A 20940-nucleotide genomic window follows, 5' to 3' on the forward strand; every position below is an offset into this window, starting at 1 on the left:
TCCGGGAGGCGGGGGCCGCTTAGCGGCCCCCGCGGTGACTACTGGTCGGTGGGGTCCGCGTCGTCGCCGTCTTCGGCGTCGACGTCGGCAGGGGTGAGGATCGCGGCCACCTGGTGCGCTGCCGTGAGGACGCGGGCGGCGGTGGAGCGGATCAGGTCGGCGTCCGCGTCTGACCATCCGGCGACGTAGCCGATCGAGTAGGCGGCGGTGTCGAATCCGACCAGTCCGGCGACGACGTAGGCGACGCTCTCGGCCTCGGTTTCCATGAGGCCGCGGTGCTCGGCGTACTCGGTCAGGTCGTCGGTGTGGCCGAGAAGGATGTGCGCGAGCTCGTGAATGAGCGTCTTCGCGGAGTGCTTCGGGGCCAGGTGCGACCCGATCACGACGCGGCGGGCGGCGGGGTCGGTGAAGCCGTTGCGGCCTTCTCCCGGCTCGGTGTGCTCGACGCTCCACCCGTCCGCGACCAGGTGGGCGGTCAGGGTGCCGATGACGCCGTGGTCATCGGTTCCGGTCAGGGGCGCGGTGAGGGTCGACTGGTCGGCGGCGTCCGGGTCGATCGGGTCGGTCTGGGCGATGTCGAACACGGGCAGGATCGGGAACCGGGGGTAACGCTTCTCGACGTCTTCGCCGTTTTCGTCCTGCTCGGTCACCTTCTTGGTGCTATAGCCGAAGATGCGGAGCGACTTCTCTCCCTTGCGGACCTGGCGGCCGAGGGCCTGCCACTTCCGGAACCCCGCCACCCGCTCGGCATCGGGGCGCTGAGCGAGGATCAACAACACGTTGTTGAGGCTGTACGTGTGGAACGCGCCCGCGAACTGCAGGAAGGCCGTCCACCGGTCCGAGTCGCGCAGCTGCTCTACCTGCGCCGCGATCGACTCGTGCAACGCGGCTGCCTGCTCCTTCCGCTGCTCGGGGGTGACGGACGGGCGGCGGGTGTTGGCGGTGCGCTTCTTGGTGGCGGTGGTGGTGCTCATGGTCTGTACCTCCGGGGTCTCGATCGGGGAGGATGGGAGGCGGGAGGGGGCAATTACGAGTTGTCCCCTCCCGCCTTGGTTCACTCCGCGGGCGGCGTGAAGGTGATCGTGTCGACGAACGTGGCGACTTCGACCCCTTCGAGGACGAACGTGCTCGCGAGGGTCCAACCCAGCGACGCGGCGGTCTTGAGTTCCGCGGCCCGCTCTCGCAGTCCCGCCGTCCTCGCCTCAGCTGCGTCGTCGGCCTTGCTGACAACCCGGGTCAGCGTCTCGATCTGGTAGCGCATGTGCTCTTCCTCTCCCTCTCGTTTTTTTGCCGTGAAGGCGACTTGTCGCCGCTAGGACGGGAGGGTGGAGTGCAACCCGAAGGGCGGTGGGGGAGAGAATTTCGGCGCGAAATAAGGGAGCGAAGCGACCGCGTGCCGAAAATCTCGGAGGAGCCGGCGGCTTGCCGCTTGCGCGGAACCCGGACGTCCGTACGCTGCCGAAGGCTTCACGGCAAAGAAACGGGCCGGAGGCCCAGACAGCGCCGGCGAAGCCGGTTCCACTCGGAGTGAAGCGACTCCCGGCCTGGGCCGGAAGCTCTGGGCTGCGACCGGTCCTGCGCGCCGGAGATCCTTCGTCCTCCAGAGCGCTGTTCGCGGCGCCGCTCTGCGGTGTCGTCGCGCTGCGAGCTCCGTCGAGCAGCGCCGGGGTCAGGGAGGGGGCGGAGCCCCTTGCCGTTGCGGCGGAGCCGCGACGCCGCCCACGAACGCTGAGACGCCCCGATGAGACCGGTGCCGGGTGTGCGTGGGGGCCGCTGGCTGCGACCCCCACGCTGGTTCACCTACTCGGCCGCTGTGTCCGCGTCCTCGACCGGGTCGACCGGCTCGGGCTGGATGCCCGCGGCGATCTTCTCTACGTCGGTCAGGCGGTGGCCCCACGCAGCCAACTGGTTCAGGTACGCCGCACCCTCGGTGGTGGGACGACGCCACCACTCGCGGTTCGCCGCGTTCTCGAACGCGGACAGCACCACGGCAAGGGCGACGTGCGGAGCCTTCGCGGGGTGCTGCTCCACCCAGGTTGCGACCGTGTCAGCGCCGTAGCCGCTGCCCGACTCGATGCTGAGCAGGTCGCGGATACCGCCGCTGTTGTCGGCGCGCATCGTCCACCCGTGACGGGTGCCCGCGACAGCGGCGAACATCGTCCAGTCCTTCGGCAGCGTCTTCCGCTGGAGGAGCGACTTCACGAACTCGGTCCGGAGCGTGTCCGCGGCGTCCCACGCCTTGTTGTTGGCGATCAGTTCCCGGCGCGCGGCCTTCTCGGCCTCCTTCTGCTCGGCCGCTTCTTCCTCGGTCAGTTCCACAGCCGGGGCCGTGCTGAACGAGTACCGCGGGTACTTCACGTGGTGCGCCTCCGGGGTCGTGCACACCGGGATCGCCGTGTGCTCACCCCACGCCTGCAGCATGACGGCGTGACCGGCGCAGCCGGTCGCGTGCGCCTCCGGGTCGAGGATGGGCCGGTCCTCGGCGTCGTCGTCCGCGTCGGTCAGGCTCGACAGGGTCGTGTAGTCGTCCTCGCTCGTGACGACGCGGACGCCCTTGGCTTCCCACTCCCCCGCGATCCGGGCCATGTCGGCCTTGCCCTGCCGGTCCTGACGGATGCGCTCGGCCGTGAACGGCAGTTCTTCGGCGTAGCCCTCGTCCACGCACGCCTGCAGTTCCGCGATGGCCTCCGGGTCGTCCTGGAACTCCGCGAACAGCAGTGCGTCGTCCAGGGTGAGGGCCTGGTCGGTGACGGCCTTCGTCGCCGCTTCCGACTTCGCCACGGCGAGGGTCGCCTTCACGGTGTCCCGCTTCGTGCCGGTCTCCTTAGCAATCGCGGTGACCGACAGGCCCTCGATTTCCAGCTGCCGGTACGCGGCGAGCCGGTCACCGTCCGTCAGGGCGGTGCGGCGCTCGTTCGCGACCAACTGCTCCGCGATCCGCTTGGCCGTGTTGTCGTCACGCGCGGTGACGAACACGGGCACGTCGCACCCGGCCTCGATGGCTGCCAGGACACGCATCTGCCCGTCCCGGACGACCACGCGGCCGTCCTGGTCGCGGTAGCCGATGGTCGGCAGGAGCACTCCGTGCTGCTTCACGGAGGCGAGGAACGCGGGGTCGAGGTCGGCCGCGGTGCGGACGTTGTTCTCGATCGACACGTTCAACGCTGGGAGGGTGACCAGTTCCACGCCCGCGGTGGGAGCCTGCTCGGTGGTGCTGGGCTGGTCCGTCAGGTGGGTGACGGCGATGTTGTCGATGATGCTCATGGTTTTGCTACGCTTTCCGGTAGTGACCGGGTGCGGGTCCTGGCAATTGATCCTTGTCGGGAACTCCGCACCCGGTCTGTTTCATTCGGGGGTGGTTAGGCGTTGCTGCCGCTGACGGCTTGCAGCCACGCGGTGGTGACCTGGGCGCGCTGCGCCGGGGTCAGTGCGATCGTGTCGCCGTCGTCGTCCACGGCGACGAACACGCCTGCTCCATGGAGCCGGTACCCGGCCGGGTAGCCGCCGAGTCGGCGGACGGTTTCGGACAGGACCGGGCTGTGTTCGGCCCGGTAGAGCCCTTCGTCGTCCACGAACACGTCGATGCCGTTCGGCAGGCCAACGACGTCGAACAGGTCGGAACCGATCGCCTGATTGAGGCTCGCGACGTGGGAGCCGTCCGGGCCGACGGTGATCCGAACGTCCTCCATCGTTCCGTCGATGTTCAGGCGAAGCCCGATCAGTCCGGTCGTGGTGCGGGTTGCTGTCTTGATCATTTCGTTTCTCCATTCCCCTCCTCGTTTTTTTGCCGAGAAGGCGGTTTACCGCCTAGCGGCCGGGAAGGGTGTGTCTACCCGAAGGGCGGAGGGGGAGAGAATTTCGGCGCGAAATAAGGGAGCGCAGCGACCGCGTGCCGAAAATCTCGGAGGATCCGGCCGCGCAGCGGCTAGACGCAGCCCGGGAGGCTGCTACGAGGGAGCGCAGCGACCGAGCCGCCGAAGGCTTCTCGGTAAAAAAACGGGCCGCAGGCCCAAGGCACTGGTCGGCGGAGCCGGCTCCATACAGTCAGAACAGTCCGCCGTAGGCGGTCCGCGGAGCCCTTCCCCCTCTCGAGCTGCAGCGCCGGTAGCGGATCCTCTGCGAGATCGTGTTCGCTAGACACATGAGCGACTTCGTGCGGACCAGCCCCGGACGGAACCCGGACGATCGCGACGCGCGCGCCGTCGACCTCGTCGCCGACGAAATGCGGCCGGCCGTCCGGATCCTGATCCGCGGTGCCTTGCCGGCGACACTCGAGCACGGCGGACGCGTCTGGGTCGCGACTGGTGAGTTCCACGACGCCGGCGACCGCCGACCGATCGCCGTCAGACGTGAAGCGGCCCCGGCTCGTTGGGGGGAACAAGCCGGGGCCGGTGAGCACGCGGACCGGCTTTGGGGGCTGGTCCTCGTGCTGACGCTCGAAGCGTTGGGGGGAACAGCTCGAGCGCATCTCTACGGTACCTCCGCACCGCCGACACCGCTCGAGGTCGCGCTATGAGGGGGCTGTGCGGTCCGCGCGGTGCTTCACAGCCGCGCGCCAGACCCACGCGGCCGTCGCGGCCTGACCGCTCCCCCACTCGATCAGGACCGCGTCAGCGGTCGCGGCGATCGCCTTCGCCTCAACCCGACGGTCGACGCCGCGGTAGGTGCGGATCCACGCCCACACCGGCGCCGCCGGTGCGACGTCACCCGCGAGGCCGCCACGGGCCTCCTGCGGGATCGAGACCGCTTCCTCGGGCAACCAGCGTCCGCGTCGGCGGACGCCCATCAGCGGCGCCCCGGTGGCCGCAGAGACCGCTTCTTGAGCCGGTCCATCGGAACCCACACGTGGTGCACGAACCCCATGTGCACGAGCTGCACGTAGACCACGTCGCCGTCGGCCTGCTCGACAAACCCGGGACAGGTCTGCGGACCCGACCGAGTGAACTCGACCTGCACCCACACCGCCGGGTAGCCGGACACCCGGTCAGGGCCCGCCGGAGCATCGATGCCGAGCGGCTGATCCTCAGGGGGATCGGGATGGCTCGGCGGGGCCCACCGGTGTTCGGGCATGACCCCGATGATGACCGCGGCCGCCGACACCGCCGGTCTCAGTAGTACCGTCGGCGGCGGCCGTCCTGCACCTCCCCGATCAGATCCATGGTCCGCTCCAGCGCGGCCACGGTCAGCGGGTAGTCGTCCGCGGAGCGGTCGAGGAGGTTCAGCTTCCGGATCGCCCGCCGACGGGCGACGGCGAGCTCGTCGACGGAGAGCCACTGTAACGCCTCGAGCTCATCAGTCATCCCCGCGGAGCGTACTCGCGGACCAGACTCCCCCTCCCCCTGGCCAATCGCCTCGAGTGCTGCAGCCAACGACGTGCTCCCGAACACGGCCCGTCCGATGGCCTGCGCAGCGCAGCGAAGACAGGGCGCAGCCGCGACGCGGTATCACGACATGAACGAGCTGGGAGCGGGACGCCTCCCCGCGGCCAGCATCGAACGAAGATCCGCCTGAACAAGCTCCCACGGCGTCCATTGTCGGTATCGCTCCGCGAGCCACGGAGCTGTGATGCCGAACTGGCCCATCTCAGGACTCGGGAGGAAGTGACCAAACGGACTGTAGATCGGATCGCCGTTCTCCCACGCCATGTAGGGCCCGATCCGTTCCATGGCGCCGAACTCATCCACGTCGACCTGTTCTTCCTCGACCTCAAGGATCCTCGCGCCAGAAGCACACCACGACACGTTGCGACCATCAAAATCGGGATCAACCTGGACAGGCCCGATCGGCGCGACGCGGTACAAAGACCCGGCCACGTCGTCGTCAACCTTGTAGAGCCCGCAGTACCCGCGCGCCATCTCACGATCCGTCGTGAAGTACACCCGCCGTGAATCGGTGGTTCCGTCGGCGTAGCCCTTCTGCAACGAATGAGCAGTGTCCGTCCGACCTGCGATCAGAGCCGCGTGCGCGGTGAGTAAGACCTCACCAGTTTGCAGACCCGGGGCGCCCCCGTGCCAGAACGTCGCCCCCGTGAGCTGGCGGGCGAGCCGCTCTGCCGCAACAGCCGCTACCCGTCCCTCCCTTGCGCGACGGGCTTTCGCCTGCTTGCCGCTCATGCAGCCCTCCCTGCGATCGTCGATCGGTTCAACGGTACGGCGGCAAGTTCACATCGCCGATTCCCGCGACTAGACCCGGTCTTGAGCCGATGAGGGAGCCCCGGCTCAGCGCGGCTGGTTGCGGAAGTCGTAGAAGGACCGGTCGAGAGTCGGGTCCTGCAGCGTCCAGTTCCGCCCTGGCTTATCGAGAACACCGGTAACGGTAAGGGGGAACTTCTCCCGGTGAGCCTGGATGGCGATGTCATAGTCCTCGCCGCTCAGGGTGATGCTGATCTTCCGCCACGTGTTGTCGACGTCGGCGCGGAGCACGATGTCACCGGCACCAACGCCGTCATCGTCACGGTCGTCCCCACGACGCAATTCAATGACAGGTCCCATAACCGTGACCTGCTTCGGAGGATCCTTCCGGACGAGCCTCTCGGAGACGTGATCGAGCAGCTGGACCGTTTCGCGGGTCATTTCGATCTTGCTGGCCACCGGAGTGCGCTGGCGCTCGACTGGCGCCCATTCGAAGCTCATGTCCAACGAGCGGAGGCCCTCACCGGACCCCATCGACTGCAGAGCCTTCACCATCGGCAGACGCATCCCGGACGCGATCGCGTCGTCAATGTTGGGTGCGTCGAAACGATTTTCGGCGACCTGCTTGGTGACGTCGAGGCTGCGCGCCAGCGTGGTCATCACCTGCCGGGTGAACGACGGTGCGAGCTCGTCGTCAGCGTCGTCGGCAGGGGCCTCATCGACGGTCGGGGGGTCGAGGCGCGCAGCGACTGTGATGATGAAGCTGCCGCGCTTGGTGTGACCCATGCGGACGTCGTCGTTCAGAAAGTCGTTGACGGCGGTGGGAATTCGGCCACGTCCAGTGGAATGCGGGTTCGCGGCGGTGAGGGCCGCGGAACGAATCATGTCGTCGATGTTTTCCAGCAGTGCGGATGCTTGCCGGAGTGGGATGGTGCCATCGCTCATGTGCTGGTCGACGCGGACGAAGAAGAGGTCGGCGCTGACCGCGGCGACCTGCTCGGCGAGGTTAGCCACGCTCCAGTCGTAGGTGTCGCTGACGCGAGAGAGGGCTTGCGACAGGCGAGGCCCGTAGTCGTCGAGGCCGGTGTCGCGAGGGATGAGGATCCGGCGGACGAGATCGCCGGTTACGCCGGGTTCGGACCAGATCTGCGCATAGCCGAGATCGGTTTGGATGGTCCAGTTCTGGGTGGCGAGGAACTGTGTCAGGCGTGTGGCGTCGACGACGTTGGCGTAGTCGCCGGCATCGTCGATCAGTGTGCCCGCCATGTGCTTGCCTCCTTCATCAGTTCAAGCAGCGTCGCAGGGCTGAGCACGTTCGCCTTGGGCAGGTGCACCGTCTGCGATTCGTTCCCCGAGGTCAGGGCCGGGAGATGATGACCCCACTGGTAGTACATGTGACTGCGTGCCAGGAGACCGTCGACGCTGCTGTCCAACCAGAACGCAGCGTCGTCCGGCGTGACGAGCACGCAGAGCATGTACGGCGTCGTCCGGTTGGTGCGCTTCATCTTCTCAAGAGTGCGCCTCGAGAGCGACCAAGCAATGGTGTCGTCGCGGTCTACGCGTTCCTGGCCCGTGCACTTGAGTTGCACATCGATCCCGGCGTCACTTAGCCCGTCGGGGGTGAAGTCCCCGTAATCGACCGTCGAGCGCAGAGAGATGTCTCGAACGTCGTAGTCCTGCCGCCATGTGCCGACATCGAGACCGGTGGCGCTGGCGAGCATATGGAGGTAAGCGAAGCTGAGCTCTTCCTTCATCCCGCCAAGCGGCATCGAGCCCGCCGGTAGGACGTGGGACCGAGCCCACGTCGTCTGCACTGCCCCCGCGCTGGTCACGGGTCGATCCAACCACATCGGTGAGCATGACTCGCGCAGTTGGACCCGTTCACCTCGTCACTTTCGCGGCAATCATCAGCTGTGACGCTGGCGGGTGCTTCGGAGGGCCAGAGTGCCTGCTAAGACCGGCTCATCGAACCGGCGGCCGTGTCAGCTCGACGTAGCCCAGACGATGCCACCGACCAGGGTCAACCCGAGAACCACGGCCGCCCCTGAAAGCCAGGGCTTCGCAGGCGGGGCCCATGTCTGCTTGCCCCACCCCTGATACCGCACGGTTTTCACGACCCCGACCGCGGTCAAGAAAACGCCGATTACTGCTCCGACAATCAGGATGACGAGAGCGGGGGCGGCGTCTGACATGACGCGAGCCTAACCGTGCCATTCACCTTTGGTCAGGGTTGGTAACCTGCCGACATGCTCCGCCCTCCCCGCCGACCCGCACTGTGGGAAGTGGTGCTGACCGTCGTGATGGGCACAGCCTTTCTGGCGTACGGGATCCTTACTCTGGCCCTTTCCTCTCCCGAGCATCTGGCGTACGTGTCACCGTCTTATCGATCACGTGGGCTGTCCACTCAGGGCTGGTCGATCGTCGGCGTCGTCGTCGGCGCCGCGTTTGTACTAGCCGCTGGCTGGGCAGGTTACTGGCGTCGTCATTGGCCACACCCGGGTCTCGGCGCAGACTAGGCCCTGACCCCCAGCGTTTCGATAGCCGATCGGTCGACGAACCTGGCTCTGGCCGTTGTGACCAATCGCGCGGATGATGTGCGACGTGCTCTCGATTCGACCGCGATCCAGTGATGACTGCCATCTGATCGTGTCATGGGTGCCGGACGCCGAGGCGTTGAACCTCTTCGCCGGCCCCCGCCTGCGATGGCCTCTGACCCTCGACCAGCTGACGATGGACGAACAGAGCCCTGAACGAACGGCATGGGTGGTCGTCGACGCTGGTCCCGAACCGATCGGCCAGTTCGAACTCACGATGCGCGACGGCCATGCTCACCTCGGACGGGTTCTACTCGATCCCACCGTGCGAAGCCGCGGCTTGGCCCATGACTTGGTGCGGCTTGCCGTCGCCCGAGCACGTGCACTCGGTGCGACCTCGATTGGTCTCAACGTCGTGAAGGGCAACCGCCCGGCCGTGCGGACGTACGAACGCGCGGGCTTCGTCGAGACCAGTCGACACGATGCTGTCGGGTCTCTCGCGATGACATTGAACCTGGCAACCCATGTCCGATAGCCGATGGGTAGCCGCCTCGCCCGCATCGGGCGGCGCTACTTACCGATCAGCGAACATCGAGTACGAGGTCGGGCGCGTCAGCGAGCGAGGGTACGACGTGTTGCGGCACGAAGGTATCGGCGTCTCTGCGGAGGTGAGCCACATCGTCGCCCGTATTGGCGATCAGAACCGGCGTCATCCCTACTTGAGCCGCCCCCCAATGCTCACGGCTTCCACCGTCACCGATGAACCAGCACTCCTCAGGCGGCACGCCCAGCTGATCCGCTGCCGCCCGATATGCGCGCGGATCCGGCTTGCGGTAGCCCAGTGACCACGACAGCAATGTTCCATCTACCCAAGCGGAGAATGGCGTCGTTGCCCATGCCTCCACAGTTTCACTGCTGCAGTCCGACAGAATCGCCAGACGGTATCCCGACTCGCGCAGCCGACGAAGAACAGTACGTGCGTGCGGATGCGCCTGGCGGAGGGGTGCGGTAGCCCGGAGATGATGAGCTGCCCCCAGCCGCGCAGCGTCAGCCGTCAAACGGTGACCACAACGCTCACCGATGGCCACGAAGGTGGAAGCGGTGTCGCCGAGGGCTCCGGTGCAGCGCTCGTTGAAGCTGGCCCGCATCTGAGTCGAGAACACCGAGGGCTCGATTCCCAGCACTCGTGCCGTGCTTGCCAGGATGCGCTCTCGCTCACCTTCCGCGGCAGGGTCGGTCAAGGTTCCGAAGAGGTCAAACACAACGGCTCGCACCCCTTGATGATGCACCGGGGCGAGGCTTGTATCTGGACGTCCCGATAGCCGATGGTCAACCGAACCGTCTTTCAGTGGATGTCCCTTGGTCCGCAGCGGGTGGTCAGACGAGGATGAACACATGAGACACGTCGTGGTGGTCGGAGCGGGCATCGTTGGGGCGTCGATCGCTTACCACCTCGCCAAAGCTGGCGCTGCCGTGACCGTCGTAGAGGGCCGTCACGCCGCCTCCGGTGCGACTGGATCGTCCTTCGCCTGGATCGGCAGAGGACCCACCCCGCCTCGTCCGGCACAAGCGGCCCTGCGTGCTCTGGTCATCGATGACTACCGGCGACTGGAAGAAGAGCTGCCCGATATCCGAGTCCGCTGGAAAGGCTCACTCCGATGGGACAGCAGCAGCAACTCGGACACCGACGCGGACACCATCGACCCTGATGCGGTGTCTCGACTCGAACCGCACCTGGTTCACGTACCCCGGCGGGCGACGTTCGACCCGACAGACGGGGCTCTCGATCCCGTCGCCACAGTCGCGGCACTGCTCGCCGGCGCAGAGGTCGCCGGCGCACGAGTGCACAGCAACGAGCGAGTCCTCGCACTGACAGAGCGCGACGGCCGCGTGGTGGGGGTCCGAACGGAGAACGACAGTGTCCCGGCGGACATGGTGGTTATCGCCGCTGGCGCGGACGCGACGACGCTTTGCCGGGATCTCGGCGTTGACCTCCCGGTTGAACCGTCACCGTCGATCTTGGTCAGTTTCAGCTCCGCGCCGGAGGTCATCCGGACCCTGCTCAGCAGCGATCAGATCGAGGTCCGTCAAACAGACCAGGGCACATTCAAAGCCGCGTGGGACCACAACGGCGAGACCTCCGATGAGGAACTGTACGCGGTCGGGCAGGAGGTCTTGGCGCGAGTGCGCGCTGCGGTGTCGGGGATGGACGACGTACAACTGACTGACGTGCAGGTCGGCATCCGCCCCATGCCCCTCGACGAAGACCCGATCATCGGGAAGATTCCCGGACACAAGGGTGCATACGTAGCCGTGATGCACTCCGGCGTGACCCTCGCGCCGACCGTCGGACGCCTGGTAGCCCAGGACATCATCGGCGATCAAGAGCCGCCCGAACTGGCCCCCGTCCGCTATCGCACCAACCAGCAAAAGCCGTCTCGTTAGCCGATCGGCTATTGGGACAGCCTCGCCAGCGCTGATGGCGGTGTCTATCGCCGGCGATCGTCGCGGTCGCTAATACAGTGGTCCAGTGACTGTCACCACAGCCCTGCTCGGATTTGCTGCTGTTGCAGCGGTGCTTACCGTAATCCCGGGTCTCGATACCACCCTGGTCCTGCGCAGCGCCCTCACACAGTCCCGCAGGCACGCGTTCGTGACAGCGCTCGGGATCAACACCGGAGCGCTGATCTGGGGAGCAGCGGCAGCGGTTGGTGCCGCCGCGCTCTTGGCGGCATCCGAGGTGGCGTACCGGGTCGTCACCATCGGCGGCGCCGCGTACATGGCGTACCTCGGTGTCACCCTCGTCGTGAAGAGCTTCCAGCGCGGCCGGCTCGAAAGAGTGGCCACATCGGTGTCCGAGCGGGCAGCGCCGCTCTGGAGGGCGTTTCTCACAGGAATGTGGACGAACCTGCTCAACCCGAAGATCGGCGTGTTCTACGTTGCAACGATCCCGCAGTTCATCCCTGACGGCGTCTCACACCTTGGCATGGGTCTCCTCCTCGCCGGTGTGCACGACGTCCTCGGTCTCACGTGGCTTACCGGCATCATCATCGCCGCTCATGCTGCCCGTCGCTGGCTCGTCCACGACCGCGCTCGACGCATCATCGACCGCGTCGCGGGCACCGTGCTCATCGGCTTCGGTGCACGCCTCGCCCTGGAACGTCACTGAGCGGTCCGACCGGATCTCCGAATCAGTCCGATAGCCGATCGGCTATCGGGACGGGGTGCACGGCGTGACGAAGATGCAGAAGGGGTGCCCGGAAGGGTCAGCGAAGACGATGAGCGGTTCGACGGGGTCCGCGGACCGGTCCGTCAGGACTGCCGCTCCGAGGCGTACGGCGCGAGCCCGCTGCTGTTCGAGGGCTGCTGTCGAGTCCACTGTCAGGTCGAGGTGGAGCATCTGCGGGGGTGAGCCTGTCGGCCACTGAGGTCGCGGCAGGTCAGGAGCGAGTTGGAAGGCCAGACGGCGAGTTCCGTCGTCGGCGGTCAGCACCAACCACTCGGGCTGCTCCGACTCGTCGGCGTCGGGTGCGTCACCACCGCGGTACCGGAGTCCGAGGAGTGACCGGTAGAACTCGGCCAGCTCGCGCGGTGCAGGGGTGTCGATGACGGTCTGCAGGAGGTGTGGGACGTCGTCTGAGGAGGGCATGCCCCTGTCTACCGTCCGGACCGCCATCGCTGTCCGGGCGGAACTAAGCCTCGTCGGTCAATCGCTGGAACATGAGGTGGTCCTGCCACTCGCCGGCGATCTTCAGGTACTTCGGAGCGAGCCCGAACTGCTGGAAGCCGTTGCGTTGAAGAACTCGCTGTGACGGCTTGTTCCCCAGCAGTGTTTCGTCTTGGACTCGGTGCAGGCCGAGCGTTGCGAACGCGTATGTCAGGGCCGTCGCCACGGCATCCGTCGCGAGCCCTCTTCCTGTTCGCTCCTGGGCAACCCAGTAACCCATAGCGCATGACTGGAAGGCCCCGCGGACGATGCCACTAAGTGTTAGGCGACCCACCACCGCCCCGTTGTCATCAAGGATGATGAAGGGTGCTGCGTCTCCGCGGTCGTGTCTATCAAGCGCCGCGTCGACGTCGGCTCGTTGTCCGGCGTCGGTGAAGAACTCCTCGGAACGAGTCGGCTCCCACGGCGACAGGTAGGCGCGGTTTAGGACTTGCAGCTCAGCGAGGGCTGAGCTGTCGGCTGGTGTTACGAGTCGAAGTCGGGTCACATGACTAGTTTGCAGGCGGCCGCCAAAGCGTCCGTTAGACGATCGGCCTCCGGCACACCCAGCAGTGGCAAGCTAACCTGAGCTGCTTGGAGGCCTACGTCGTGAACTCAATCTTGCTTCTGCTCGCCGGCCCTCCCGGCGGCGCTGGTTCTCAGCACGGCATGTCCGTGCCGGTATGGCTCATCGTTGCGGCCGTTGTCGTCATTGTCATCGTCGGAGTGGTCGGCATCCTCCGGCGTCGTCGCTGACGTGTCCGATAGCCGATGGCTTAGTGGGACGGCCGGCGTCCGTAGTGGGCGATGTAGTGCCACACCTTCTTCACGTCCTGCGTCGGAGCGCCAACCGGCCTGTCCGTCAACGACGCGGGCGTGAGGTGTCCAGTGCGCTTGTCCGCTAGCTGGCGGGCGAGGGCGACGACGTCGGTACCTCGGTACTCGGGGTGGGCCTCGATCACCGCCACCGGAACGCGGTACCCCCGATGCCACTCAACCGTCAGGCCGGAACGGACAGCGAGGTCATGAACGTCGTCGTCCTGGAACGACGGATCAAGGACGAGTGCTTCTACGTCGTCGGGTACGGCCACTCCTCCGTGAACGTGGGCCTCCACGTAGTGGTCCAGTGGATCGGGGGTCGGAGCGTTTCGAGCAAGATCGAGCAGCTGCATGCGATCGCTCACCCCGAACGTCGTCGGCTCGAACGTGCTGTCAGGGAACGCGAACGTCGATCGAGGGAGGACGTTGGGTCGGAGCCGGAGGTGAGCCGATCCGAATCGAGGTGCCGGCCCGTAGGACCCGACCTCGGCGGAGTCGTCCAGTGCGCCGTACACGGGTCGGAGGTCCGGTCCGTGGTCGTCGTAAGCGCCTCCGAAGATGCGGCTTTCCCAACTCCACCTTTCCCCACCACGATGCGCAGTCAGACCACCATTGCTCGTACCGGTGAGGAACTGTGAGTGGTACCGCCGGTCGCTCAGGATGGCCGAGAGGGTGCAACTTCCGTCGAACGGGGAGTACGGGTGAAAGTGCAAGCTCACGCGGCTGGCATCGGGCAGCGAACGACCTGCGGCTGTGCGCTGCCGGACAAAGCGGATAGCCGACGCAACGGGGTCCATCCTTCATTCGACCACGATCGCTAGAACGTCCGATAGCCGATAGCCGATCAGCCTTCGGACGGCGAACTCACTGTCAGGCGTCCGTGGTCGACGTCGAGGACCGCGCGCGTTCCGAGTGGCACGGTGACGAGGTCCTCGATGTGACCGAGGGGAAGCCCACCGAGCACCGGCACACCGAGCGCATCGAAGTGGTCGCGCAAGGTGTTGACGATGGTCCAGCCGCGGTCCTCGTAGCCGGCGAACTGGTCGACGCTCCCGAGCGCGACGCCAGCGATACCGTCGAGCGTTCCGGAGTACCGAAGCTGCGTGAGTGCCCGGTCGACCATCCCCAGCCCGGCCGCTCGGTTGATCTCTAGAAGGAAGATCCCGCCGGACAGGTCGAAGTCCACGACCCCGACCGACCGAGCCAGCATCTCGAGGTTCCCGCCGAACAGCGGTCCCTCTGCGCTTCCCGTCGTCGTGAGTTCAGCCGAGAGGGCGCCGGCATCGGCGTCGACGACCGTGTCAGCATCTTCCATGAGGAGTCGCCGGACGTGGTCGCCGTGGGCGCCGGCGATCGCGCCGTGCAGCACCGGAACGCCAGCGGTGTTCCACACCTGGTGCAAGGCGGTGATGTCGCTGTACCCGACGAGCACCTTCGGGTCGGCACGAAGTGCCTCGACGTCGATGTCCGGAACGATGCGGAAGCTGCCGCATCCACCGACGGAAGCGATCACCGCACGAATCTCCGGATCCCGGATCGCGTCATTGAGATCAGCCGCGCGGTCGCCGTCACTGCCGGCGAGGTAGCCGCGGTGGTCAAGCGCATGTGGCGCAATGACCGCTTGCAGGCCCCATGCCTCGACTCGCTGAGTGATCCACCCCGGCACGGAGTCCTCTGGCCACGATGCGGGCGAGACGATTGCGACGGTGTCGCCAGCGGTCAACATGCGGGGTCTGAGCGTCGTTGCTTCCATGTCTCGGGACCCTACCCAGCACCCCCGTCTCCGTCGGGATCGTGTCTCGATAGGCGATCGATCGCCGTGCAGCTCCAAGTCGTACGCTCACCGCATGCGACGTGCTCTCGACTTCCTCGGCATCACCCGAGCCAAGGGATCGCCTCGCCCCAAACTGCTCACAGCGGTCATTGGTGGCTTCGGATTGTTCCTCGTCATCTTCGGCGGTGCCGTGATCGCTGGCAACATGGACGCCGGCCGACCCACTCCAATTTGGATCGGTAGCGCGTTGATCCTGGTCGGCCTGGCGTGCTGGATCGTTGAAGGTGTTCTGAGTAGTCGTACAACGGGCAGCGGGCCCTCTCAGTAGCCGGATGGCTACTCAGAGAGCCCATCGGGAAGCTAGTAAGCGGCGTCGGATTGGCCGGCGTCGTTGCTTCCTGTGGCGAGAAGGTGACCGTAGACGCACCGAGCGAGAGTCTGCGGGGAGCCGGCAGAGGCCCAAAGCGCCTGCGAAGACCGGCTCCTCGAACCGGCGGCCTTGTCAGCTCGACGTAGCCCAGACGATGCCACCGACCACCGTCAAGACGAGAACCACGGCCGCCGCTGAAAGCCAGGGCTTCGCAGGCGGGGCCCACGTCTGCTTGCCCCACCCCTGATACCGCACAGTTTTCACGACCCCGACCGCGGTCAAGAAAACGCCGATTACTGCTCCGACAATCAGGATGACGAGAACGGGGGCGGCGTCTGGCATGACGCGAGCCTAACCGTGCCATTCACCTTTGGTCAGGGTTGGTAACCTGCCGGCATGCTCCGTCCTCCCCGCCGACCCGCACTGTGGGAAGTGGTGCTGACCGTCGTGATGGGCACAGCCTTTCTGGCGTACGGGATCCTTACTCTTGTGCTCTCTTCCCCCGAGCATCTGGCGTACGTGTCACCGTCTTATCGATCACGTGGGCTGTCCACTCAGGGCTGGTCGATCGTCGGCGCCGTCGTCGGCGCCGCCTTTGTACTAGCCGCTGGCTGGGCAGGTTACTGGCGTCGTCATTGGCCGCACCCGGGTCCCGGCGCAGGCTAGGCCCGTGACCCCCAACGAATCAGCCACAGCTCGAAGCCGCAGATTCATCCGCATCCTGGGCTGGGTCGCTGCTCCGGTCGGAGCCATAGCGCTGATCACGGGAATCATCGAGTCAGTGACAGGCACCGGCCTGGGCTGGCTGTCCATCATCCTCAGCGTCGTCCTCCTCGGCCTCGGTGGGCTGCTCATGTGGGTAAGCACCGTCCCTCGGCGAAGCCGCTGATGACGTCTCAGTAGCCGATCGGAGTCCGGATAGCCGGCGGCGGGAGCGGACCAATTCATGCAGTGCTGTTCCCATTGCGTCCCGGCGGTGCTGGCCCTACCGTCGACGCATGGAACCCGGCACCGTCGTGATCCTCACCGGCCCACCCGGCGCAGGCAAGTCGACGACCGCACGCTCGCTTGCCACGTCGTTCGAGCGCTCGGTTCATCTGCATTCGGATGACTTCTGGCACTACATCGTCTCGGGCGCAATCCCGCCCTACCTACCTGAATCTCATGGCCAGAACGAGACCGTCATGGAGGTGCTTCGCAGTGCAGCGTTCGCGTACGCGGCTGGCGGGTACGTCACCTTCGTCGACGGCATCATTGGACCCTGGATGCTCGACCACTTCTTGAATCCGCGCGATCTCGGCAGTGTGCCTGCGATGCAGTACATCGTGCTGCGGCCGTCGCGAGAAGAAACGCTCCGACGCGCGCAGAGCAGGGGCACACAGGACGCCTTGGTCAGCTCGGGCCCTGTCGTGTCGCTGTGGGACCAGTTTTCGAACCTGGGCGAGTGGGAGGGTCATGCGATCGATACGACGTCACACTCCCCCGCGGACACCGTGGCCGCGGTGCAATCGGCGATGACCGGTGCTAGCTACATCCTGAGCGCATCGTCCTAGCCAGCGCTGCGCGGTGGGCCGTGAAGCACCGCTCGCGGGTGCAAGAAGGGACCATCTAGCGTCTCGATAGCCGATCGGCTATCGGACAGAGGGAGACAACAGCCCTCCAGCGAACACGGTCGTATCCGCTTAGGCGAGAGACCAGACCGAACCGGGGGTGACGAGGGTGAAGGTCACACCGAGAGCTTCTGCGAGTGCTCCGTCCGATCGCTGGCTGTCCCCGACGACGGAGGCGGCGCTTTCGCCTGATGCGACCAACGCCTCGCGGACAGTCCGAGCGAACAGCTCGGAGTCCTTTTCCGCACCGATCTCTCCGGAAACGAAGGTGCGCGCGAAACGTCCGGCGAGGCCGGCCAGTTCGAGCTTGCGTCGCTGTAGGGGTGAAGATCCGTTCGTGGCGCACCACAGGGTGTGCCGGGCGCTGAGCGCGTCCAGAGCACCGTCGACCCACTGGTAGGGGATCACTGCGGCTTCGCGGTGCTCGCGGAAGCTCATCGCTGCCACGGTCGGGTCCTCGCTGGGGAGCAGGTCTCTCCACGTCCGCCTGTGAAACTCACTTCCACGAAGGCGAGCGTTGCGCGGTAAGGCACCGAAACAGTCGAAGTCAGTCCAGAGCGCTTCCCAGGAGCTGACGCCCGCGAGAGGGGGTAGATCGCGGAGACCGGATGCCTGCCATCGCTCGCGGACCACGTCGAGAGCATCGTGGAGTGTGATCTGTTCGCTGGTGCCGGTGAGGGCTTCGGACAGTGTCTGATCCCGGGCTTCAACGTCCGGAATCAAGGTGTCGTCGAGATCTATCAGAATGACCGTCACCCCGCGACAGTACGACGGGCCTCAGCAGGACGCGACGGTTGCGGGTTCGTCAGGATCGATCGTTTCTGACGTAGCTGATCCATCAGCGAGTAGCGAGCGAACCGCCTACAGCAGCTTCCAGCAGCGACAAGGAACGCTCCCCCGCGTCGAGGCGCACACGGGTACCGACCGGCATCGGAAGGTTCGGGCCCGCGTGCCCGATCTCGACGTTCCCGAGCACTGGGATCTCGCGGCTACCGAGAACGTCGAGGACGATCTCGGCCAGCGTGGGTGACGACCCGCCTGGTGCCAGTCCAGCGACGTCACGAGGTACACCGACGACCATGCCGGCGATGCGGTCGAGGATGCCCGAGTGCCGGAGGACCTGCAGGTAGGACCAGACGTACGAGGCTTCCCCGCCCATCTCTTCCCAGAACAGCACCGCTCCGTCGAACCACTCAAGTGGCACTGCGAACCGGGTGGCCTGCACCAGCGCGACACGGTTGATGACGCCTCCGATCAGCATTCCCTCGGCGCGTCCTGAGCGCCAGCACTCCCACGCGGCACTTGTCGGCAACGCCCCGATCGGATCAGGGTCGGTCAGCAAACGGAAGTAAAGGGCCTCAAGCTCGTCGCGCCGTTGCTTCGTCGCCGACATCCAGTTGCCGCCGAAGCCTGGCGTGGCCATGTCGGCGTGGAATCCGATGAGACCCGTCTGCGAGTAGAGAGCCAGGTGCAGCAACGAGAGGTCGCTGTACCCCAGGATCGGCTTCGGATCGGCACGAATCGCGTCGAGATCGACCAGATCCAGGTACCCGAAAGCCGTCTGACCGCCGTCATTCGCAACGATGGCTCGGACCTCGGGATCACGAAGGAGAGTGTTCAACTCGGCAGCGATCTGCACTGGATCGGCGGCGCTCCACCATCTGCTGCGCCCAGCCTGCAGCAGCGGTGCACGACGCACCCGGAAGCCCATCCGCTCGAGCAGACGTTCCGTGTGCTCGACGTTCCCTTCGTACTCGGGAAGAAGCGGGGCGGACAGCGAAGCGATAACGACGAGATCCCCAGGCTGAAGCGCACGAGGACGGAGAAGTTGGCGCGCGGGTTCGGACACCGTACGAGTATCCGCCGCCAGCGCCGCAGGCGTCGAAGCAGGATCGGGACGGGTGCGGATGCGTCGTGGCCCCCTGTCACCTCGTCTCGGTAGCCGATCGGTCTTCGGGCGTTGAGACACTGGATGTGTGGCGGAGTTAATTTACGGATCATCGTGCCTGGCGGGTGATGGTTCAGGTCATGATGGTTGTCATGGTCGATCTCGAAGTGCTGGTACGTGCAGAAGTTTCCCGCTTCGTGACGACGACGGATGTCCCGGGTGTGGCGGTCGCGGTCGCAGCAGGCGGATTGATCGTTGACGCGGCCCATGGTGTCCTTAATGTTGACACGCAGCATCCCGTCGATAAGAAGACACTCTTCCCGGTTCAGTCGATCACGAAGGTGTTCACCGCCACTTTGGTCATGCAGCTCGTCGATGCCGGGCTCATCAGGCTCGCAGCGCCGGTGCAGGAGTACCTGCCTGAGTTCCACACGCAGGACCTCGAGGCGAGTCCAGAGATCACGGTTGAACACCTTCTGACCCATACGGGTGGGTTCGAGGGTGATCTGTGGGAGCCGACGACAAGTAACTCGGATGCGCTCGACCGGTTCGTGCGCGACTTGGTTGCCAACGCCGAGCAGTACAACAAACCGGGAGCCGTGTTCTCGTATTGCAGTGCAGGCTTCGGAGTTCTCGGCAGGCTGGTCGAGGTCGTGTGCGGTATGACCTACGAGGAGGCGCTGAGGACGTGCCTGCTCGTGCCCCTCGGCGTCGAGCGGGTGGCGTTCTCGGCCAGTCAAGCGCTGGCGTTCGCGACGGCGATTGGTCACGTCCGCGCGGACCCCTCCAGCCCGTTGGCCCCCACTCATGAGTGGGCACTCATGCCTCCGTCGAACCCTGCCGCGGGGAACCAGCTCGCGATGAACGCTCGCGGGCTCTTGGCCCTCGGGAAGATGTTCCTGGCCGAGGGTATCGCTTCAAGTGGCGAACGGCTCCTTAGCCAAGCTTCTGCCACGCAGATGCTCCAGCCGTACATCAATCACCGCAGCCAAACGGGTACCGAGTCATGGCAGGGGCTCGGCTGGCGTCTCCCCAGACCGGGCCTCGCCGAACATGGTGGTGGCGCCCCCGGTATCGCGGCGCTCTTGACGATTGCTCCTGACCGAGACGTCGCCGTGGTCGTTCTGACGAACAGTGACGCGGGCGGAGCATTGGCCGGCCAACTGTCCAATGCGCTTCTCTTCGATCTGGCCGGCATTCAACCGGAACCGGCTCCAGCCGTTCCAGCATCCGATCGGCTGGTGTCTGACGCTGCACCGTATCTCGGCGTGTATGCGAACCGGCAAACGCAGTTCGACGTGAGCAGTGGGAGCGACGGGCGGCTTTGGTTGACCGAGCAGCCATTGAACGAAGCAGCAGCGATGAACCAAATCGTGGGGACTGAGGTCTGGGCTGCCAGGAACGAGATCCGCCCAAACGGCGACGGCACTTTCTCCGTGGTTACTGGGACGCAGGCCACCCGGTTGGTGTCGTTCCTTGACCCAGCTCCAGACGGCGCGTTCCGGCTCTTTGCAGGGGAACGCGTTGCGTTGCGGCGGAAGGTTCCCCCGACATCGCCGTCTTGGGTTGGCGGGAACGCCTAACACGCTGCTGACCGCGGCCAGCAGCGTTCGTTAGCCGATCGACCAACGGACGAGCTAGAGCCCCGCTGCCTCTTCTTCAGCGACTGACCCGACAAGCTCGGCGATCTTGACAACGATGTCCCGCATTGGTTCCTCCGCCGTGCTGAAGCCTCCACGGGAGGCGAGCGTGGGGCTGACCTGGTCGAGCTCCTCGAACGTCACGCCATGCATAACCGGAACGAGAAGGCTGCGGCGGAGCAAGGCGCTCAGCTCGTTGCTCGCTACGCTCCGATCGGTCCGCAGCTTCTCGAGCATCGCGGGCGTCACGAGCACGATTCCCATGCGCGAGCTCACGAGACCTCTGTCGATGGCAACTCGCATGTCAGTACCGGGTCGAAGGCTTACCTCGCTAAACCAGACTGATACGTCCTCGTCGAGGAGCATGTCGTACACGTCTTTCGCATCAGCTTGACGGTCCGGCCACGCGTGGCACAGAAACACGTCCTGCTCCTGTGTGCGCACGACGACTGCCTCGCGCACCGATCC

General features: G+C 65.8%; 27 protein-coding genes. 8 read left to right on the forward strand and 19 right to left on the reverse strand.

Annotated elements, in window-relative coordinates; genetic code table 11:
- Positions 1 to 38: 38 nt before the first annotated feature.
- The 4 genes from OXR63_RS06175 to OXR63_RS06190 all read right to left on the reverse strand — a co-directional run bounded on the left by OXR63_RS06175 (position 39) and on the right by OXR63_RS06190 (position 3755).
- Entirely contained in the window at positions 39 to 974 is a 936-nt protein-coding gene (locus tag OXR63_RS06175; RefSeq protein WP_267420981.1) for an ArdC-like ssDNA-binding domain-containing protein, read from the reverse strand.
- Between the two features lie 80 nt (positions 975 to 1054).
- Positions 1055 to 1261, reverse strand: coding sequence for a hypothetical protein (locus tag OXR63_RS06180; RefSeq protein WP_267420984.1), 207 nt, complete (start codon positions 1259 to 1261; stop codon positions 1055 to 1057).
- A 539-nt stretch (positions 1262 to 1800) separates the two neighbouring features.
- Positions 1801 to 3264 (reverse strand): ParB/RepB/Spo0J family partition protein, encoded by a 1464-nt coding sequence (locus tag OXR63_RS06185; protein ID WP_267420987.1) that lies wholly within the window; start codon positions 3262 to 3264, stop codon positions 1801 to 1803.
- A gap of 95 nt (positions 3265 to 3359) precedes the next feature.
- Positions 3360 to 3755 (reverse strand): DUF3846 domain-containing protein, encoded by a 396-nt coding sequence (locus OXR63_RS06190; RefSeq protein WP_267420990.1) that lies wholly within the window; start codon positions 3753 to 3755, stop codon positions 3360 to 3362.
- Positions 3756 to 4141: 386 nt separating this feature from the next.
- Here OXR63_RS06190 and OXR63_RS06195 point away from each other — a divergent pair, with 386 nt between their 5' ends.
- Positions 4142 to 4516 carry a hypothetical protein gene (locus OXR63_RS06195; RefSeq protein ID WP_267420991.1) on the forward strand — a complete coding sequence of 125 codons (375 nt, stop codon included), beginning with the start codon at positions 4142 to 4144 and terminating at the stop codon, positions 4514 to 4516.
- Here the strand turns inward: OXR63_RS06195 and OXR63_RS06200 are convergent.
- The 6 genes from OXR63_RS06200 to OXR63_RS06225 form a co-directional block, all read right to left on the reverse strand.
- Complete coding sequence (locus OXR63_RS06200; RefSeq protein WP_267420993.1) at positions 4511 to 4786, reverse strand: hypothetical protein; 276 nt, start codon at positions 4784 to 4786, stop codon at positions 4511 to 4513. The two genes, OXR63_RS06195 and OXR63_RS06200, sit on opposite strands and share 6 nt — an antisense overlap.
- Positions 4786 to 5070 carry a hypothetical protein gene (locus OXR63_RS06205; protein WP_267420995.1) on the reverse strand — a complete coding sequence of 95 codons (285 nt, stop codon included), beginning with the start codon at positions 5068 to 5070 and terminating at the stop codon, positions 4786 to 4788. The genes OXR63_RS06200 and OXR63_RS06205 overlap by 1 nt, the downstream gene beginning before the upstream one ends.
- Before the next feature lie 38 nt (positions 5071 to 5108).
- Positions 5109 to 5300, reverse strand: coding sequence for a hypothetical protein (locus OXR63_RS06210; RefSeq protein WP_267420997.1), 192 nt, complete (start codon positions 5298 to 5300; stop codon positions 5109 to 5111).
- A 144-nt stretch (positions 5301 to 5444) separates the two neighbouring features.
- On the reverse strand, positions 5445 to 6113 hold the full coding sequence (locus OXR63_RS06215; RefSeq protein WP_267420999.1) for a hypothetical protein: 669 nt from the start codon (positions 6111 to 6113) through the stop codon (positions 5445 to 5447).
- A 105-nt stretch (positions 6114 to 6218) separates the two neighbouring features.
- Positions 6219 to 7397, reverse strand: a complete 1179-nt coding sequence (locus tag OXR63_RS06220) for a hypothetical protein (RefSeq protein WP_267421001.1) — start codon at positions 7395 to 7397, stop codon at positions 6219 to 6221.
- Entirely contained in the window at positions 7382 to 7963 is a 582-nt protein-coding gene (locus tag OXR63_RS06225) for a DUF4365 domain-containing protein (protein ID WP_267421003.1), read from the reverse strand. Before OXR63_RS06225 ends, OXR63_RS06220 begins: the two co-directional genes overlap by 16 nt.
- A gap of 769 nt (positions 7964 to 8732) precedes the next feature.
- Between OXR63_RS06225 and OXR63_RS06230 the strand changes: the two genes are divergently transcribed.
- Positions 8733 to 9200 carry a GNAT family N-acetyltransferase gene (locus OXR63_RS06230; RefSeq protein ID WP_267421004.1) on the forward strand — a complete coding sequence of 156 codons (468 nt, stop codon included), beginning with the start codon at positions 8733 to 8735 and terminating at the stop codon, positions 9198 to 9200.
- 46 nt (positions 9201 to 9246) lie between these two features.
- On the opposite strand, the gene OXR63_RS06235 is transcribed toward OXR63_RS06230, so the two are convergent.
- Entirely contained in the window at positions 9247 to 9927 is a 681-nt protein-coding gene (locus tag OXR63_RS06235; RefSeq protein WP_267421005.1) for an HAD family hydrolase, read from the reverse strand.
- Positions 9928 to 10060: 133 nt separating this feature from the next.
- On the opposite strand from OXR63_RS06235, the gene OXR63_RS06240 reads away from it, so the two are divergent.
- Positions 10061 to 11110, forward strand: a complete 1050-nt coding sequence (locus OXR63_RS06240) for an NAD(P)/FAD-dependent oxidoreductase (RefSeq protein WP_267421007.1) — start codon at positions 10061 to 10063, stop codon at positions 11108 to 11110.
- Positions 11111 to 11195: 85 nt separating this feature from the next.
- Positions 11196 to 11834 carry a LysE family translocator gene (locus OXR63_RS06245; RefSeq protein ID WP_267421008.1) on the forward strand — a complete coding sequence of 213 codons (639 nt, stop codon included), beginning with the start codon at positions 11196 to 11198 and terminating at the stop codon, positions 11832 to 11834.
- 42 nt (positions 11835 to 11876) lie between these two features.
- On the opposite strand, the gene OXR63_RS06250 is transcribed toward OXR63_RS06245, so the two are convergent.
- The 4 genes from OXR63_RS06250 to OXR63_RS06265 form a co-directional block, all read right to left on the reverse strand.
- Positions 11877 to 12314 (reverse strand): VOC family protein, encoded by a 438-nt coding sequence (locus OXR63_RS06250; protein WP_267421010.1) that lies wholly within the window; start codon positions 12312 to 12314, stop codon positions 11877 to 11879.
- A 43-nt stretch (positions 12315 to 12357) separates the two neighbouring features.
- A complete protein-coding gene (locus OXR63_RS06255) occupies positions 12358 to 12879 on the reverse strand; it encodes a GNAT family N-acetyltransferase (protein WP_267421012.1) in 522 nt (173 codons plus the stop codon).
- Between the two features lie 268 nt (positions 12880 to 13147).
- The gene (locus OXR63_RS06260) at positions 13148 to 13987 is read right to left on the reverse strand and encodes a DUF3626 domain-containing protein (RefSeq protein WP_267421013.1); all 840 of its coding nucleotides are present in this window, start codon (positions 13985 to 13987) and stop codon (positions 13148 to 13150) included.
- A gap of 47 nt (positions 13988 to 14034) precedes the next feature.
- Positions 14035 to 14943, reverse strand: coding sequence for a S66 peptidase family protein (locus OXR63_RS06265; RefSeq protein WP_267421015.1), 909 nt, complete (start codon positions 14941 to 14943; stop codon positions 14035 to 14037).
- A 94-nt stretch (positions 14944 to 15037) separates the two neighbouring features.
- Here OXR63_RS06265 and OXR63_RS06270 point away from each other — a divergent pair, with 94 nt between their 5' ends.
- Positions 15038 to 15292, forward strand: a complete 255-nt coding sequence (locus OXR63_RS06270) for a hypothetical protein (RefSeq protein ID WP_267421016.1) — start codon at positions 15038 to 15040, stop codon at positions 15290 to 15292.
- Positions 15293 to 15466: 174 nt separating this feature from the next.
- Here OXR63_RS06270 and OXR63_RS06275 read toward each other — a convergent pair whose 3' ends face one another.
- Positions 15467 to 15676 (reverse strand): hypothetical protein, encoded by a 210-nt coding sequence (locus OXR63_RS06275; RefSeq protein WP_267421018.1) that lies wholly within the window; start codon positions 15674 to 15676, stop codon positions 15467 to 15469.
- A gap of 328 nt (positions 15677 to 16004) precedes the next feature.
- Between OXR63_RS06275 and OXR63_RS06280 the strand changes: the two genes are divergently transcribed.
- Both OXR63_RS06280 and OXR63_RS06285 read left to right on the forward strand, forming a co-directional pair.
- On the forward strand, positions 16005 to 16223 hold the full coding sequence (locus OXR63_RS06280) for a hypothetical protein (RefSeq protein WP_267421019.1): 219 nt from the start codon (positions 16005 to 16007) through the stop codon (positions 16221 to 16223).
- Positions 16224 to 16332: 109 nt separating this feature from the next.
- Positions 16333 to 16887 carry an AAA family ATPase gene (locus OXR63_RS06285; RefSeq protein ID WP_267421021.1) on the forward strand — a complete coding sequence of 185 codons (555 nt, stop codon included), beginning with the start codon at positions 16333 to 16335 and terminating at the stop codon, positions 16885 to 16887.
- Between the two features lie 129 nt (positions 16888 to 17016).
- Here OXR63_RS06285 and OXR63_RS18350 read toward each other — a convergent pair whose 3' ends face one another.
- Positions 17017 to 17700: an HAD family hydrolase gene (locus tag OXR63_RS18350; protein WP_267421023.1), complete on the reverse strand. Its 684-nt coding sequence runs from the start codon at positions 17698 to 17700 to the stop codon at positions 17017 to 17019.
- Between the two features lie 82 nt (positions 17701 to 17782).
- Positions 17783 to 18793, reverse strand: coding sequence for a S66 peptidase family protein (locus OXR63_RS06295; protein ID WP_267421026.1), 1011 nt, complete (start codon positions 18791 to 18793; stop codon positions 17783 to 17785).
- Between the two features lie 191 nt (positions 18794 to 18984).
- On the opposite strand from OXR63_RS06295, the gene OXR63_RS06300 reads away from it, so the two are divergent.
- Positions 18985 to 20415: a serine hydrolase domain-containing protein gene (locus tag OXR63_RS06300; RefSeq protein ID WP_267421029.1), complete on the forward strand. Its 1431-nt coding sequence runs from the start codon at positions 18985 to 18987 to the stop codon at positions 20413 to 20415.
- 54 nt (positions 20416 to 20469) lie between these two features.
- On the opposite strand, the gene OXR63_RS18355 is transcribed toward OXR63_RS06300, so the two are convergent.
- Positions 20470 to 20934, reverse strand: coding sequence for a toll/interleukin-1 receptor domain-containing protein (locus tag OXR63_RS18355; RefSeq protein ID WP_267421031.1), 465 nt, complete (start codon positions 20932 to 20934; stop codon positions 20470 to 20472).
- Positions 20935 to 20940 lie beyond the last annotated feature (6 nt).

Origin of the sequence: Curtobacterium sp. GC_Cur_3, assembly GCF_026544205.1 — a bacterium.
GTDB lineage: Bacteria > Actinomycetota > Actinomycetes > Actinomycetales > Microbacteriaceae > Curtobacterium.

Coding starts and splice junctions, on each gene's coding strand:
- OXR63_RS06285 (WP_267421021.1), top strand. CDS start 16,333: ATGGAACCCGGCACCGTCGTGATCCTCACCGGCCCACCCGGCGCAGGC.
- OXR63_RS06250 (WP_267421010.1), bottom strand. CDS start 12,314: ATGCCCTCCTCAGACGACGTCCCACACCTCCTGCAGACCGTCATCGAC.
- OXR63_RS06240 (WP_267421007.1), top strand. CDS start 10,061: ATGAGACACGTCGTGGTGGTCGGAGCGGGCATCGTTGGGGCGTCGATC.
- OXR63_RS06195 (WP_267420991.1), top strand. CDS start 4,142: ATGAGCGACTTCGTGCGGACCAGCCCCGGACGGAACCCGGACGATCGC.
- OXR63_RS06175 (WP_267420981.1), bottom strand. CDS start 974: ATGAGCACCACCACCGCCACCAAGAAGCGCACCGCCAACACCCGCCGC.
- OXR63_RS06270 (WP_267421016.1), top strand. CDS start 15,038: ATGCGACGTGCTCTCGACTTCCTCGGCATCACCCGAGCCAAGGGATCG.
- OXR63_RS06180 (WP_267420984.1), bottom strand. CDS start 1,261: ATGCGCTACCAGATCGAGACGCTGACCCGGGTTGTCAGCAAGGCCGAC.
- OXR63_RS06220 (WP_267421001.1), bottom strand. CDS start 7,397: ATGGCGGGCACACTGATCGACGATGCCGGCGACTACGCCAACGTCGTC.
- OXR63_RS06210 (WP_267420997.1), bottom strand. CDS start 5,300: ATGACTGATGAGCTCGAGGCGTTACAGTGGCTCTCCGTCGACGAGCTC.
- OXR63_RS06265 (WP_267421015.1), bottom strand. CDS start 14,943: ATGGAAGCAACGACGCTCAGACCCCGCATGTTGACCGCTGGCGACACC.
- OXR63_RS06200 (WP_267420993.1), bottom strand. CDS start 4,786: ATGGGCGTCCGCCGACGCGGACGCTGGTTGCCCGAGGAAGCGGTCTCG.
- OXR63_RS06215 (WP_267420999.1), bottom strand. CDS start 6,113: ATGAGCGGCAAGCAGGCGAAAGCCCGTCGCGCAAGGGAGGGACGGGTA.
- OXR63_RS06260 (WP_267421013.1), bottom strand. CDS start 13,987: ATGGACCCCGTTGCGTCGGCTATCCGCTTTGTCCGGCAGCGCACAGCC.
- OXR63_RS06185 (WP_267420987.1), bottom strand. CDS start 3,264: ATGAGCATCATCGACAACATCGCCGTCACCCACCTGACGGACCAGCCC.
- OXR63_RS06205 (WP_267420995.1), bottom strand. CDS start 5,070: ATGCCCGAACACCGGTGGGCCCCGCCGAGCCATCCCGATCCCCCTGAG.
- OXR63_RS06190 (WP_267420990.1), bottom strand. CDS start 3,755: ATGATCAAGACAGCAACCCGCACCACGACCGGACTGATCGGGCTTCGC.
- OXR63_RS06300 (WP_267421029.1), top strand. CDS start 18,985: ATGGTCGATCTCGAAGTGCTGGTACGTGCAGAAGTTTCCCGCTTCGTG.
- OXR63_RS06275 (WP_267421018.1), bottom strand. CDS start 15,676: ATGCCAGACGCCGCCCCCGTTCTCGTCATCCTGATTGTCGGAGCAGTA.